Annotated in this window: 12 protein-coding genes and 1 pseudogene; 9 read left to right on the top strand and 4 right to left on the bottom strand. The window is 63.7% G+C overall.

Translation table 11 applies throughout. The features are described 5' to 3' along the window. Both A5736_RS23455 and A5736_RS27145 read right to left on the bottom strand, forming a co-directional pair. A partial coding sequence (locus tag A5736_RS23455) for a DUF1942 domain-containing protein (RefSeq protein WP_254848444.1) occupies positions 1-231 on the bottom strand: 231 nt, incomplete at its 3' end. 224 nt (positions 232-455) lie between these two features. Continuing rightward, entirely contained in the window at positions 456-2,174 is a 1,719-nt protein-coding gene (locus A5736_RS27145; RefSeq protein ID WP_076248925.1) for a serine/threonine-protein kinase, read from the bottom strand. A gap of 576 nt (positions 2,175-2,750) precedes the next feature. Here A5736_RS27145 and A5736_RS23445 point away from each other — a divergent pair. The 3 genes from A5736_RS23445 to A5736_RS23435 all read left to right on the top strand — a co-directional run bounded on the left by A5736_RS23445 (position 2,751) and on the right by A5736_RS23435 (position 5,453). Continuing rightward, positions 2,751-3,029, top strand: coding sequence for a hypothetical protein (locus tag A5736_RS23445; RefSeq protein WP_217695775.1), 279 nt, complete (start codon positions 2,751-2,753; stop codon positions 3,027-3,029). A gap of 370 nt (positions 3,030-3,399) precedes the next feature. Further along, positions 3,400-4,626 carry an amidohydrolase family protein gene (locus tag A5736_RS23440; RefSeq protein WP_076248931.1) on the top strand — a complete coding sequence of 409 codons (1,227 nt, stop codon included), beginning with the start codon at positions 3,400-3,402 and terminating at the stop codon, positions 4,624-4,626. A 59-nt stretch (positions 4,627-4,685) separates the two neighbouring features. Continuing rightward, on the top strand, positions 4,686-5,453 hold the full coding sequence (locus A5736_RS23435; protein WP_076248921.1) for a class II aldolase/adducin family protein: 768 nt from the start codon (positions 4,686-4,688) through the stop codon (positions 5,451-5,453). A 288-nt stretch (positions 5,454-5,741) separates the two neighbouring features. Here A5736_RS23435 and A5736_RS23430 read toward each other — a convergent pair whose 3' ends face one another. After that, positions 5,742-6,344, bottom strand: coding sequence for a TetR family transcriptional regulator (locus tag A5736_RS23430; RefSeq protein ID WP_076248919.1), 603 nt, complete (start codon positions 6,342-6,344; stop codon positions 5,742-5,744). Between the two features lie 79 nt (positions 6,345-6,423). Between A5736_RS23430 and A5736_RS23425 the strand changes: the two genes are divergently transcribed. Genes A5736_RS23425 through A5736_RS23410 form a run of 4 tightly spaced genes read left to right on the top strand, consistent with a single transcriptional unit; the run spans position 6,424 to position 10,357 of the window. Then, positions 6,424-7,254: a mycofactocin-coupled SDR family oxidoreductase gene (locus tag A5736_RS23425; RefSeq protein ID WP_076248917.1), complete on the top strand. Its 831-nt coding sequence runs from the start codon at positions 6,424-6,426 to the stop codon at positions 7,252-7,254. After that, positions 7,251-8,072 (top strand): mycofactocin-coupled SDR family oxidoreductase, encoded by an 822-nt coding sequence (locus A5736_RS23420; protein WP_076248915.1) that lies wholly within the window; start codon positions 7,251-7,253, stop codon positions 8,070-8,072. The genes A5736_RS23425 and A5736_RS23420 overlap by 4 nt, the downstream gene beginning before the upstream one ends. A gap of 10 nt (positions 8,073-8,082) precedes the next feature. Further along, positions 8,083-8,880 carry a carboxymuconolactone decarboxylase family protein gene (locus tag A5736_RS23415; RefSeq protein WP_076248913.1) on the top strand — a complete coding sequence of 266 codons (798 nt, stop codon included), beginning with the start codon at positions 8,083-8,085 and terminating at the stop codon, positions 8,878-8,880. Next, positions 8,873-10,357: an aldehyde dehydrogenase gene (locus A5736_RS23410; protein WP_371328407.1), complete on the top strand. Its 1,485-nt coding sequence runs from the start codon at positions 8,873-8,875 to the stop codon at positions 10,355-10,357. The genes A5736_RS23415 and A5736_RS23410 overlap by 8 nt, the downstream gene beginning before the upstream one ends. A 32-nt stretch (positions 10,358-10,389) precedes the next feature. Here A5736_RS23410 and A5736_RS25755 read toward each other — a convergent pair. Continuing rightward, positions 10,390-10,594, bottom strand: a pseudogene (locus A5736_RS25755) (SDR family NAD(P)-dependent oxidoreductase); the annotation flags it as partial. Between the two features lie 97 nt (positions 10,595-10,691). Here A5736_RS25755 and A5736_RS23400 point away from each other — a divergent pair. Together A5736_RS23400 and A5736_RS23395 are read left to right on the top strand one after the other, a co-directional pair. Continuing rightward, on the top strand, positions 10,692-11,393 hold the full coding sequence (locus A5736_RS23400; protein ID WP_371328406.1) for a M15 family metallopeptidase: 702 nt from the start codon (positions 10,692-10,694) through the stop codon (positions 11,391-11,393). A 60-nt stretch (positions 11,394-11,453) separates the two neighbouring features. Then, positions 11,454-12,263 carry a class I SAM-dependent methyltransferase gene (locus A5736_RS23395; protein WP_076248910.1) on the top strand — a complete coding sequence of 270 codons (810 nt, stop codon included), beginning with the start codon at positions 11,454-11,456 and terminating at the stop codon, positions 12,261-12,263.

Genomic DNA, 12,263 nt, shown 5'->3' with positions numbered 1-12,263 from the left:
GCCCTGTACCAGATAGGGGATGGCGTCGGTGCTTGACTTAAGGTCGCTGACAGTCCACCCCTGAACGACGTCGCCGTTGATCAGGGTCGCCTGGGTGCCCAATCCGGACGTACCCGCGTCAGTGGTCAGGTCGGCAGAAGCGGTCGAAGCGCTGTCGATGCCGAAGAATCCTGCGGCAGCGAAGGCAGCAGTGGCGATTGCGGTAGTTCTGGTCGGAGAGCAGATCTTCACCGTCTTGGCTCCTTGCGGCTGTATCACCCAGTGGGCCTGAGGCTCACGCGATACAGACTGTATCACACCGCTGCCGATTTCGGGGCGGAATGCGTAGCGGACTTAGCGGCGTGTAGCCGTGCAAGCGCCATGCCGGCCGCAGCAACTTCGAATGCCTGGTGTCGACCATTGATCCATCTAACTTCAGATCGCTTGGCCGACGCCGTGATGCTGCGGCCGAACCGTCATGAGTGGGACATCCACCACGCGTATAGCTGCTCGATGGTGGGTCCGGTTGGTTCTACTGTGACGAGGCCGATCAACAATTCGGCGTCATTGGTCCACGCCACGGTTGGGTTTGCCTGTCGGGTCGAGCAAAGCAGCGTGCCGCTGGTCCTGTCCGGGGAGGCGTTGCGGTGCCATGGACCGGGTGATTGGATTCGCCCTGGGCATTCAATGATGGTGGATTCCTGAACTATTCGGGTGAAGGCGCTGCGCAGTGAGTTTGCATCCGGAAATAGTAGGTAGGCCGCAGAGGTCGGACCGCCGGGGTCCGAGCTGTTGCCGCACGAGACATACGCCACCGCATCGGTTGGCGGGGTAAGCAGTTGGCATGTGCCAGGCGGGTATCCGGGTGGCAGCAGGCTGAGCAGTCGGGCCCCGGTTTGCGGTGTCGGCGTTGATGCGGCTGGTGTGGTGCTCTGGGCGGCGATATTGGTAGGTGCCCGGTGTGACGAATGCTGCAGCCAGACAGCCATCCCGGTAAGGGCGAGCGAGGCGACCACGGCAGCCGCGCCCAGGAGTATGCGCCGGCTAGGTTTGCGAAGCGTTGACGATGGCGGGTCGGGTGCTGGCGGGGATATGCGAAATTCACAGGGTCCGCCACTGTTCAGGCCAAACCGGGGAATGGCTCGCGGCGTCTGCAGGGGGGCGGCGGGTGATGACGGTTCGGGTACTAGCGCTACGACGCTGGGCTGATGGCACGGCGGGTCAGCTATCGGGGGCGATCCACGCACTAATCGTTTGGAGGGCACTGGAGTGGCGGACGGCGGTTCGGATCCGGTCGTGGTCCCGGCGGGTTGCAGGCTTAGTTCGGGCCGCTCAGTCGCGGCATTGCGGTTGGCTGCATTGAGTGCCTGGTGGGCGGCCAGCGCCAGGTCACCGGCGCTGGCATAGCGTTGCGCGGGGTCTTTGGCCATACCGCGCGCGATCACGTCGTCGAATGCATGTGGGATTGCTTGTTGCGACTGGCTGGGCCCTGGGACCGGCTCGATTAGGTGGGCGCTGATCAATTCCCCGACGCTATCGGCGCAATATGGTGGCGATCCGGTCAAGCATTCATACAGCACGCACGTCAACGCATAGATGTCGACTTTGTGGTTTACCACGGTGGTGGTGAATCGCTCTGGCGCTGCGTATTTCCAGGTCGCAACGGCGCTTCCTATCACCCGGCTCACACCTTTGTGGGGTGCTGCGTCGCTGATGCCGAAATCAACTAGGTACGCGACATCATCGCCACTGATCAGAATGTTCTCGGGTTTGACGTCGGCATGGATGATTCCGACGGCATGGGCCGCGTCCAATGCCGACGCGATCTGACGCACGATAGTGACCGCACGAGATGTCGCCAGCGGCCCCACCCGTTTGAGCCGCTTGGCCAAGTCGATCCCGTCAACCAAGCGCATGTCCACAAATTGCTGCCCATCGATCTCGCCGTAGTCGTGGATCTGCACGATGTGCGGCTCGTCGAGTTGACCGATGATGCGCGCTACTCGCTGCAAGCGTGCGCAAAACACCAAGTCGTGGCTAAACACTGGCGGTAACACCTTCAGCGCGACCATCCGCCGCCTGGCAGTGTCCTGGGCCTCGTATACGTCGCCCATGCCGCCACGGCCCAATCTCCGCTTGAGCTCATAGGGCCCGAAGCGGGATCCTTCCCGCGAACTCCGCGGGGTGTCGTTCATCGCGGACTCCTTTTTCAACCCTTATCCCGCGTCGGCCGGTTCACACGCCGTAACCCGCAGTGATGTGGTGGCCGTTAGGGTAGGTATGCTTGGACTCGATGATACGCTCTGTATCATCATCTGGTTGGGTTCGCATATCGCGGTATTCGCGTGGTCGGGTCAACGCAAACGCGCTGACGCCAGATTTCCACGAGAATGCCCCAACCTCAGTCAGGTACGGATACGCGCGGCATCGGCTCCCCGTTACAGCTCGAACTTGCTATGTGATACACTGTGTATCACATAGCAAGTCACACGGGGGCAAAGCAGATGAGGCAGGTTTGGGTAACCGTGCAGCTGGCAATCGGGTTACTGATCTACTGGCTCGCTTCAGTGATTAGCTGGGCGATACTACGTCCCCGCAGAAACCGCATGAAATGCTCTACCTGCCAACGATTCCGCGGCAGGATCGACCGAGGCGCGACGTAATTTTGGTGGAAGTTTCGACCTAGGTATCCCAGAACAAGTGCCTTACCCGAATTGTCTCGACGTAACCGGGTTCCTGCGGCGATCGCAGCGACGACGGGCGGCCCTGTGTTGATCAACACCGCCACCCTGGTCAACATGTTGCGGAGGCCGATGACCGCGGTGGACCGGCTGCCTGCCACCGACAGGCGGACCATAGTCACGGAATTATTGGCGGCCTGTACGCGGTTGTTGCTGCTGTTCGTGTTGACTGTGGTGGCGATTCTGACCGATGCCAACGCTGCCCGCGGCTACTGGCCGCTTCAGGTCGTCACCATCGCGACTGCACTTGCCGCTCTGCTGGCTAACGTCCGGGTGATTTCGATCCTGCGGCGATTGCTAAGCGAGTAGGGGCCGGCAGGTCCTGTGGGACGACGTGGCCCGACGAAACGCCATCTGCAGCATCCGTTGTGGAACTCGCGGCGAAGGTCTCCGGTTAACATCTCGTGCACCGCGTCGGCAGGCCGTTGATACCACGGGACCTTTTGCCGCGCAGGGTAATTCCGGCCGTCGGCAGCCAGAATTCGACGTCGTCCGTCACTACAAACCATCCACCTGGGCGGGCAGCTGTGGAACAGGTGCAACGGCGCGACCGTCTTTGGCACGTGCGCCGAGATTCTGCCCCAAACAGCACCGATGACTTCGAGAACCCGTGAGAGCGTTGCGACCCGTGGATACGGCCTGTATCGTCCCAGTCACAGAATCCGACGGGGGCCTACTCATGTCATCGCTGCCCAAGATCATCTCCGTTGACGACCACGTCGTCGAGCCGCCAGACCTCTGGACCGCGCGTATGGCAGGTCGGCACCATGAGTGGGTGCCCCACGTTGTCCGCCAGAAGGGCATCATTGACGTCGACGCGACGGGTAGACTCCGCCTCCTCGAGGGAGACACGCCAAACGCGCGCTGGTGCGACATCTGGGTCTATGACGATATGGTGTGGCCGTTTACGGTTGGTTACGCCAATGTGGGCAGATCCCGCGAAGAACGCCGCACGGTCACCGAGTTGACCAATTATGACGAGATGCTTCCCGGGTGCTACGACCAGGCCGCCCGACTTGCGGACATGGACGCCAACCACACCGAGGCCTCGATGTGCTTCCCGACTGTGCCTCGGTTCTGTGGGCAGGCCTTCTTGGAGCGCAAGGATAAGCATCTCGCGCTCGAATGTTTAAAGGTCTACAACGACTGGATCATCGATGAGTGGTGCGGGGGACAAGCGCATGGTCGACTCATTCCAAATACGGTGATCCCGCTGTGGGACGCCGGGCTGGCCGCCGAAGAGGTAAAGCGTTGCGCGAGCAAGGGCTCCCATGCCGTGGCCTTCTCCGAAGCCCCTTACGCGTTGGGCCTCCCCAGCATTCACTCGGGAGCCTGGGAGCCACTCTTTCGCGCGTGCGACGAGACTGAGACGGTCATAAATATGCACATCGGGTCTTCATCCAAGCTGCCGAGCACGTCGTCGGACGCGCCGTTTTCCGTTACTGCCGCGCTGATCTGGAGTAACGCTATGCTGTCGGTTACCGACTGGCTACTTTCCGGCGTGCTCGCGCGCCACCCGACGTTGAAGATCGCAATGAGCGAGGGTCAGATCGGCTGGATGCCATTCCTGCTACAGCGTATTGATGACGTGTGGGAGCGTGGCGAGATGTTTGAATCGGACGTGCACGACCGCGTGCGCGACCTGCCCAGCTCCTACATCAAGGGCCGGGTTTACGGCTGTATTTTTGATGACGTGATCGGTCTGAAGGACCGTGGCGCGGTAGGGATAGATCAGATCATGTTCGAGGTTGATTACCCCCATGGCGACTCCACATTTCCGAACTCGGCCAAAGTCGTCGAGAAGCTGGCGGCGGCTGCTGAACTTAGTGAGCACGAGACCTGGAAGGTCGTGCGCGGCAACGCCATCGAGTGTTACGGCCTGACTCGCTACGGCATCAGCGATTAGAGCCGATTGCTGTCCGCCGATTCGCGCTCAGGGTTTCACGGTGACATAGGGAGGGCCCGATGACAGCAACTATCCGCACGCCGTCGAAATTGGTGTTGCAGACCCCACCGCAGCCATTCGCTCCGGCACTGAAACTAACACCAGCACAGGAACTGGCGCTGCTTGCCCGCGTGCTGTTCCGCGAAGGTTATGACGACCATCTGGCCGGCCATATTACGTATAAGCAGCAGGATGGAACATTCCTGGTGAACCCATTCGGCCTGCCGTGGGACGAGGTGTGTGCCAGCGATGTGATGCGGATGGACGCCGAGGGAACCCGCCTCGACGGGCCGTGGACCATCACGCAGGCCATCCCGTTGCACGTCGAGTTGCACCGCGCAAGGCCCGACGTGACCGTCGCGGTCCATAACCATCCGAGGTGGTCAACTGTTTGGGCTGGCCTGGCTAGGGTGCCGGCGATCTACGATCAGACAAGCGCCTTCTATACCGGAGAGGTTGCCGTCCTCAAGGAATACTGGGGAGCCGTGGACGCGATCGACAATGCTCGCGACGTGGTCGGCGCAATGGGCTCGGCCGGTGTGGCGCTGCTGTCTAACCACGGCATCCTCGTTGTGGCCAAGGACATCGACCAAGCGTATCTACGTGCGATGTCGTTCGAGTGGAGGGCACGACAGGCCTGGCACATCGAAGCTCTGGGCGGAGGCCAAGCAGTGCATCCCGACGTGGTCGAGGCCTTCGGGGGCTCCTTCAATACCAATACATTTCCTGGTTTGTTCCCAGCCATGGTGCGGCGCGAGATACGCCGCGATCCATCCGTCCTGAGCTGAGGCGAAGCCTGACCACAACGCCGATGGCGAGATTTCGCGGTGCGCGCTGTGCCGATGGCGTGTGTTCGGCGGCGGGATGGCGTGAAAAGTCATGGGGCCAAAATGGGGCCAACGAGTCAGACGAACTGATCCAAGGGGTCTGAATGCCGGCTACGAGTCCAGCCTGACCAGCGCATACAACTTCTGCACGAGTGCAAGTCCGCCTGAAAAGCGGAAGGTCGGCGGTTCGATCCCGCTCCTGGCCACCAGCCATCGAACGAAAAACGCTGTGCCGAAACCGGTTTCGGGCTACCGGTCGCCGTAGACGTTTTCGTGGGCCTTGGTGAGCCAGTACACGGTGCGTTCGATCGTGGGCACGATGTCGGTGATCGCGATGGCGCCGGAGGCGAACTGGCCCAATGTTCCATAGACGATGCCCGTCAGGATGACGCCCACGTCCTCGGCGAACCGGTCGTCGCAGTTGCTCAGCACGGCCAATGCGGCGGGCACGACGACGTCGAACCCATGCTGCGTGAGCGCGGCACCGCCCGGGCCGGCCTTGGCCCGCACGTAGGCCTGCAGCATGTTCGGGTGCTTTTCCCAGGGTTCGAAGATCTCCCGGAAGATCCACATGAGGCCGTCGTAGATCGATTCCTCGGCCGACGGGGAGCGGTCGGAGGTCAAGGCGGCATAGCGATGGGTGTCCATCCACCATCGCAGGGCGGCGACGATGAGTTCGTCTCGCGTCGGGTACCGCTTGTAGATCGTGGTGAGCGACATCCGCGCTCGACGTGCGACTTCGCGGAGCTGGACCGCGTCATAGCCTTGCGTGTCGATCAGGTCGACCACGATATCGATGAGGGGATCGGACGCGACCTCCGACGCCGCTGGTGATGCCTCGCTGTCTCGCATTGCCGCTTTACCGACCACGATAACGATGTTACTGTCCTAGGCAGAGTAACGCGGTTACTCACGGCGAAGCGAGGGGCTAGTGGGTGGTCTAGACGGCAAGGTGGCATTCGTCACCGGGGCGGCGCGTGGGCAGGGCCGCAGTCATGCGGTGCGGTTGGCCCGGGAGGGTGCCGACATCATCGGGATCGACATCTGCGCCGACATTCCGGCGAACGGATACGCGATGGCCACTCGCGATGAGCTCGAGGAAACGATCGGTCTCGTGGAAGCCGAGGGCGGCAAGATGGTCGGCACGGTGGCCGATGTGCGTGATTTTCTGCAGGTCAAGAGTGCGCTGAACGCCGGGGTCGAGCATTTCGGGCGGCTCGACATCGTATGTGCCAACGCGGGGATCGCGCCGGTCGCGTTTCGTCAGCTGAGCATCGAGGAGGAGCTGGCGCAGTGGCGGGCGGCGATCGGGGTCAACCTGGACGGCGCCTATCACACCGCGTGGGCCGCGATCCCGCACCTGCTCGCCGGGCAACGGGGCGGGGCGATGGTGTTCACCAGTTCGACGGCCGGGCTGCGGGGCTTCGGCGGCCTGCAGGGCGGCGGGCTGGGGTATGCCGCGTCGAAGCACGGGGTAGTGGGATTGATGCGGGTGCTGGCGAACACGTTGGCGCCCTTCAACATTCGGGTCAACACCGTTCATCCCACGGCGGTACGGACGATGATGTCCGTCAATCCGGCGATGACCGAATTCTTGGCGAGCTTCCCCGAAGGCGGTGCGCACCTGCAGAATCCGATGCCGGTCGAGATGCTCGAGCCGGAAGACATCAGCGCGGCGATCGCGTACCTCGTCTCCGACGAGGCCAAATACGTCACCGGGGTGACCTTCCCCGTGGACGCCGGGTTCTGCAACAAGCTATGACCTCCGCCGTCACGCCGGGCCGGGTGGCCGGTAAGCGAGTTTTGATCACCGGCGCGGCCCGCGGAATGGGCCGCAGCCACGCGGTGCGGTTGGCCGAAGAGGGCGCGGACTGCCTGCTGGTAGACATCTGCGCTACTCCCGACGGTTTGGAATATGTGTTATCGACTGAGGACGACCTGCGCCAGACGGCGAAACTCGTTGCCCAATTTGGTCGATCGGTTATCACGAACGTCGTCGACGTGCGGGACGCGGCGGCGCTCAAGGCGGCCGTCGACGAGGGGGCCGCCGAACTCGGTGGGCTGGACGCCGCGGTGGCCAATGCCGGCGTGTTGACCGTGGGCACCTGGGACACCACCACGCCCGAGCAGTGGCGGCTGGTGGTGGACATCAACCTCATCGGCGCGTGGAACACGTGCGCGGCGGCGCTGCCGCATCTAGTCGCCGCGGGTGGCGGCAGCTTGGTCAACATCAGTTCGTCGGCCGGCATCAAGGGCACTCCGCTCCACACGCCGTACACCGCCGCCAAGCACGGCATCGTCGGGATGAGTCTGGCATTGGCCAACGAGCTTGCCGCACAGAGCATTCGGGTCAACACTGTGCATCCGACCGGTGTGCCCACCGGAATGGCGCCGCCGTCGATGCACCGGCTCATCGTCGAACAGCGACCCGATCTGGGTCCGCTGTTCATGAACGCGCTACCGGTATTGATGACGGAAGCTATCGACGTCAGCAACGCGGTGTTGTTCCTCGTCTCCGACGAGGCTCGCCACGTGACGGGGTTACAGTTCACCGTCGATGCCGGCGTGACGATCAGATAGCGGAGCGCAGATGAGCAGCCAAAGTCAGCGGCGCGAGCGAGGACGCCGTGAATTCGCCGAGGTGATGACGGTCGACGTACCCGACGACACCAGCCCGGCGATCGTCGGCGGGCTGATCGATTTCGTGTTCGCCGAGGTCTGGACCCGCCCGGGCCTGAGTCGCCGCGACCGCCGGTTCGTCACGCTGGCCTGCGTCGCCGGCGCCGACGTCACTTCCGTGCTGGAGCAGCACGTGTATGCCGCGCTACGAAGCGGTGATCTCACGATCACCGAAATGCGGGAAGCGGTGCTGCATTTCGCGGTATATGCGGGGTGGCCGAAAGCCTCGCTGTTCAACATGGTCGTTGATACGCAGTGGGAACGGATTGTGCGCGAGCGCGGCGATGACGTCCCGTCGCCGCCACCGTTACTCCCGCTGGTTACCTCCAGCGACCCCGAGGCGCGCCTGGCCGGCGGCGAGGACGCGTTTCGCCAGATCAACTGCTTGCCGTTCGCGCCGTCGCGGGACAACCCGTATTCGGGCGCGGGGATCCTCAATTTTGTCTTCGGGGAGATGTGGCTGCGGCCGGGCCTTGGCATGAAGGAGCGGCGCCTGATCACGTTGGCGTGTGTGGGTTTTCAGGACGCCCAATACCCGATCATGTCGCATGTCTACGCCGCCTTGAAGAGCGGCGACGTTTCGTTCGACGAGATGGACGAATTCGCATTGCATTTCGCCGCCTACTACGGATGGCCGAAAGCTTCCTACCTGAGCCAGGTCGTCGCCGAGCAGAAACAACGTGTTCTCGATGAGGCATCCCATGGGTGATATGGCGACCAACGTCATCGATGCCGAGGCGCTGCCGTCCGGCGCACTGCTGATCGCGGACGAGCGGGTCACGGGCGCCTCCGGCGGGATTCACGAGCACATCTATCCGGGAAGCGGCCAACCGAACGCCGCCATCGAGCTTGCCGGCCGCGCCGAGATCGATCGAGCAATCGGCGCCGCCCGCGATGCGCAACGCCAATGGGCCGGCTTTCCGGTCGACCGGCGCCGCGACCTGCTGATGGGGTTGGCGGACTTGGTGGCGCAGCACGCCGCCGAGCTGGCGGCCATCAACGCCTGCGACTATGGGGTGCCGCTGGCAATGGCCGCAAACTCGATACTCACGGAGCGATTTCTGCGCTACTACGCCGGTTATGTGGACAAAGCCCACGGGCTGAGCACTCCCGTCAGCGGCAGCTTCGACGTCAACCTCGTCGAACGCGAACCCTACGGGGTAGTCGCGGTGATCACGCCATGGAATGGCCCGCTGGTGGTCATCGGCTTAGCCGTCGCGCCGGCATTGGCCGCCGGCAACGCCGTCATCCTCAAGCCCTCCGAGCTAGCTCCGTTGGCGCCGTTGCGATTCGGCGAGCTGTGCCTCGAGGCCGGACTCCCACCGGGACTGGTCAACGTGCTGCCGGCGAAGGCGGATGGCGGACAAGCGTTGGTCGCGCATCCGGGGATTGCAAAGATCCATTTCACTGGCGGCCACGCGACGGCTCGCGAGGTATTGCGCACCGCCGCGGGCAATCTGACGCCGGTGATCGCCGAACTCGGCGGAAAATCCGCGAACATCGTGTTCGCCGACGCCGATCTCGATGCCGCGGCCACCTTGGCCGCCTTCCAGGGGCCGTTGACTCAGTCCGGCCAAAGCTGCGCCTGCGCGAGCCGAATCCTTGTGCAGGACAGCATCTACGACGCCTTCCTCGACAAATTCCTGGCTGCCGTCCGATCCGCTCCGGTCGGTGATCCGTTGCGGTCCGACGTCTTATTCGGTCCGGTGATCAGCCAAAGCGCAACGGACCGGATCATGGCCGTCATAGACGACACGATCGCCACCAAGAGTGGAGAACTTATTCTGGGTGGGCACCGGATCGGCGGCGAACTCGCCGACGGTTTCTACATCGAACCCACCGTTTTCGCCGAGGTTGACAACGCTGCCGCAGTCGCCCAACACGAGACGTTCGGCCCGGTGGTCTCCGTGATGCGGTTCCGCGACGAAGACCATGCCGTCAGCCTGGCCAACGACACTCAGTTCGGGCTCAACGCTTTCCTACAGACAACCGACCTGCAGCGCGCGCACCGCGTCGCCCGCAATCTCGACGCCGGTTCGGTGTGGATCAACACCCACAGCGACATCGAACCTCAGGGGCCCTACGGCGGCTACAAGCACAGCGGCTTCGGCCGCAGCGGCGGCCCCGACGGGCTCTACGAATTCCTCCAAGCCAAAAACATCCGCATCGGCATGCCCGCGCGTTGAAATTGCCGCGAGGCTACTTGATCATGCTTCCCGGGCCGAAAAAGTTTAATCGTCCCCTCATTCATGAACATTTGGGTGTTCACGTTGGTGGGATGGACGGAGTTGACCCGGATGAAGTGCTGGCCAAGTTCGGCGGCGAAGGTGCGCATCAAGCCGACGACACCCGTGTTTGGCGGCGATGTAGTGACCGGTGTGCGTGTAGGCCTTGAGCCCGCCGACCGAGCTTGTCAGCATGACACATTCCTGCTGTGTGGACTTACCGAGCTGCACGTCGAGTTCGCCCAGGCGGACTGATAGCGGCGATATCGCCTCGCGGACGCGCGACAATGGCTGCGTGTCTCCTACGTCGCGTGCGTTTGGGCTCCTGCTAACCGCTGGACTGCTTCCGGTTTTCCCTGCGACGACGGCGCACGCCGGCCCTGACGTGCCGCCCGTCAGCGACGCGGCGCGTGCGGCCGGATTCGTCGACGTCCGGACCGTGGTTCCCGACGCCGTAATCAACCTGCGCTACGCGACCACCAACAATTTCACCGGCACCCAGCTGTACCCGTCCGACGCCCGGTGCCTGGTGCACCAATCCATGGCTCAGGGCCTCGCGACGGCCGCGTCGGCGCTGCGCCCACAGGGCCACCTGATGGTGTTCTGGGACTGCTACCGGCCACACGACGTTCAGGTCAGGATGTTCAACGTGGTCCCCAACCCGGCCTGGGTGGCCCGCCCCGGGCAGTACGCGCGCAGCCATGAGTCCGGACGTTCCGTCGACGTGACCTTCACCAGCGTGCAGTCGCAATGTCCGCCCGAACGGCAGGCCGACGGGCTTTGCCTGGCCGATATGGGCACCGACTTCGACGACTTCTCGCCGCGCGCAACGGCATTCGCCACCCAGGGAGTTAGCGCCGACGCCCAGGCGAACCGGGCCCGACTGCGGGACGCCATGAAATACGGCGGGCTGACGCCGTACTCCGGGGAGTGGTGGCATTTCGACGGTCCGGGCGCCGATGTTGACCGGCCGATCCTCAATGTGCCGGTGGACTGAGCTCTCATATATTGAGACGATTATTTCATGATGTGAGTGACAGTCGTAAGCTTTCACCCCATGGGCGAACGTTCGGCCACCTACACGCATGGCCACCACGAATCGGTGCTGCGCAGCCACCAGCGGCGCACCGCGGAAGACTCGGCGGCCTACCTGCTGCCGCACCTGGCGCCCGGGGCGTCGGTGCTCGACATCGGATGCGGGCCAGGGACGATCACCGCCGATCTCGCCGCCCGGGTCGCGCCAGGAGGAGTGAGGGCCGTCGACCAATCCGCCGACGTTCTCGACGTGGCGCGCGCTGAGGTCGAGCGGCGCAACCTGTCCAACGTCTCGTTCGCCACCGCCGACGTGCACAACCTCAACATCGCCGACGACACATTCGACGTCGTCCACGCCCACCAGGTGCTGCAGCATGTGGCCGATCCGGTGCGGGCGATGCGCGAGATGCGCCGCGTGTGCCGCCCGGGTGGAATCGTGGCGGCCCGAGATGCGGCCTACGCGGGGTTCATCTGGTTCCCGCGGCTCCCGGAACTCGATCTTTGGCGCGACCTCTACCAACGCGCGGCCCGCGCCAACGGCGGCGAACCCGATGCGGGCAGGCGCCTGCTCTCGTGGGCGCTTGAGGCGGGATTCGACGACGTCACGCCGACGGGCAGCCTGTGGTGCTACGCCACGGCCGAGATCCGCGAATGGTGGGGCGGGATGTGGGCGGACCGGATACTTCACTCCGATGTGGCGCGTGACCTGTTGCGCCTAGGCCTGGCCACTTCGGGACAGCTTGCGGAGATCTCCGCGGCGTGGCGGGCCTGGGCCGCCGCCCCGGACGGCTGGCTGGCGATCCCGCACGGCGAAATCCTGTGCCGGGCATAA

It is taken from the genome of Mycobacterium sp. SP-6446 (assembly GCF_001954045.1).
Taxonomy (GTDB): Bacteria; Actinomycetota; Actinomycetes; order Mycobacteriales; family Mycobacteriaceae; genus Mycobacterium.
The sequence above is the reverse complement of the archived record's forward strand: the minus strand, read 5'-3'. Positions and strand labels throughout refer to the sequence as shown.

Coding starts and splice junctions, on each gene's coding strand:
- A5736_RS27145 (WP_076248925.1), bottom strand. CDS start 2,174: ATGAACGACACCCCGCGGAGTTCGCGGGAAGGATCCCGCTTCGGGCCC.
- A5736_RS23440 (WP_076248931.1), top strand. CDS start 3,400: ATGTCATCGCTGCCCAAGATCATCTCCGTTGACGACCACGTCGTCGAG.
- A5736_RS23435 (WP_076248921.1), top strand. CDS start 4,686: ATGACAGCAACTATCCGCACGCCGTCGAAATTGGTGTTGCAGACCCCA.
- A5736_RS23430 (WP_076248919.1), bottom strand. CDS start 6,344: ATGCGAGACAGCGAGGCATCACCAGCGGCGTCGGAGGTCGCGTCCGAT.
- A5736_RS23420 (WP_076248915.1), top strand. CDS start 7,251: ATGACCTCCGCCGTCACGCCGGGCCGGGTGGCCGGTAAGCGAGTTTTG.
- A5736_RS23415 (WP_076248913.1), top strand. CDS start 8,083: ATGAGCAGCCAAAGTCAGCGGCGCGAGCGAGGACGCCGTGAATTCGCC.
- A5736_RS23410 (WP_371328407.1), top strand. CDS start 8,873: ATGGGTGATATGGCGACCAACGTCATCGATGCCGAGGCGCTGCCGTCC.
- A5736_RS23395 (WP_076248910.1), top strand. CDS start 11,454: ATGGGCGAACGTTCGGCCACCTACACGCATGGCCACCACGAATCGGTG.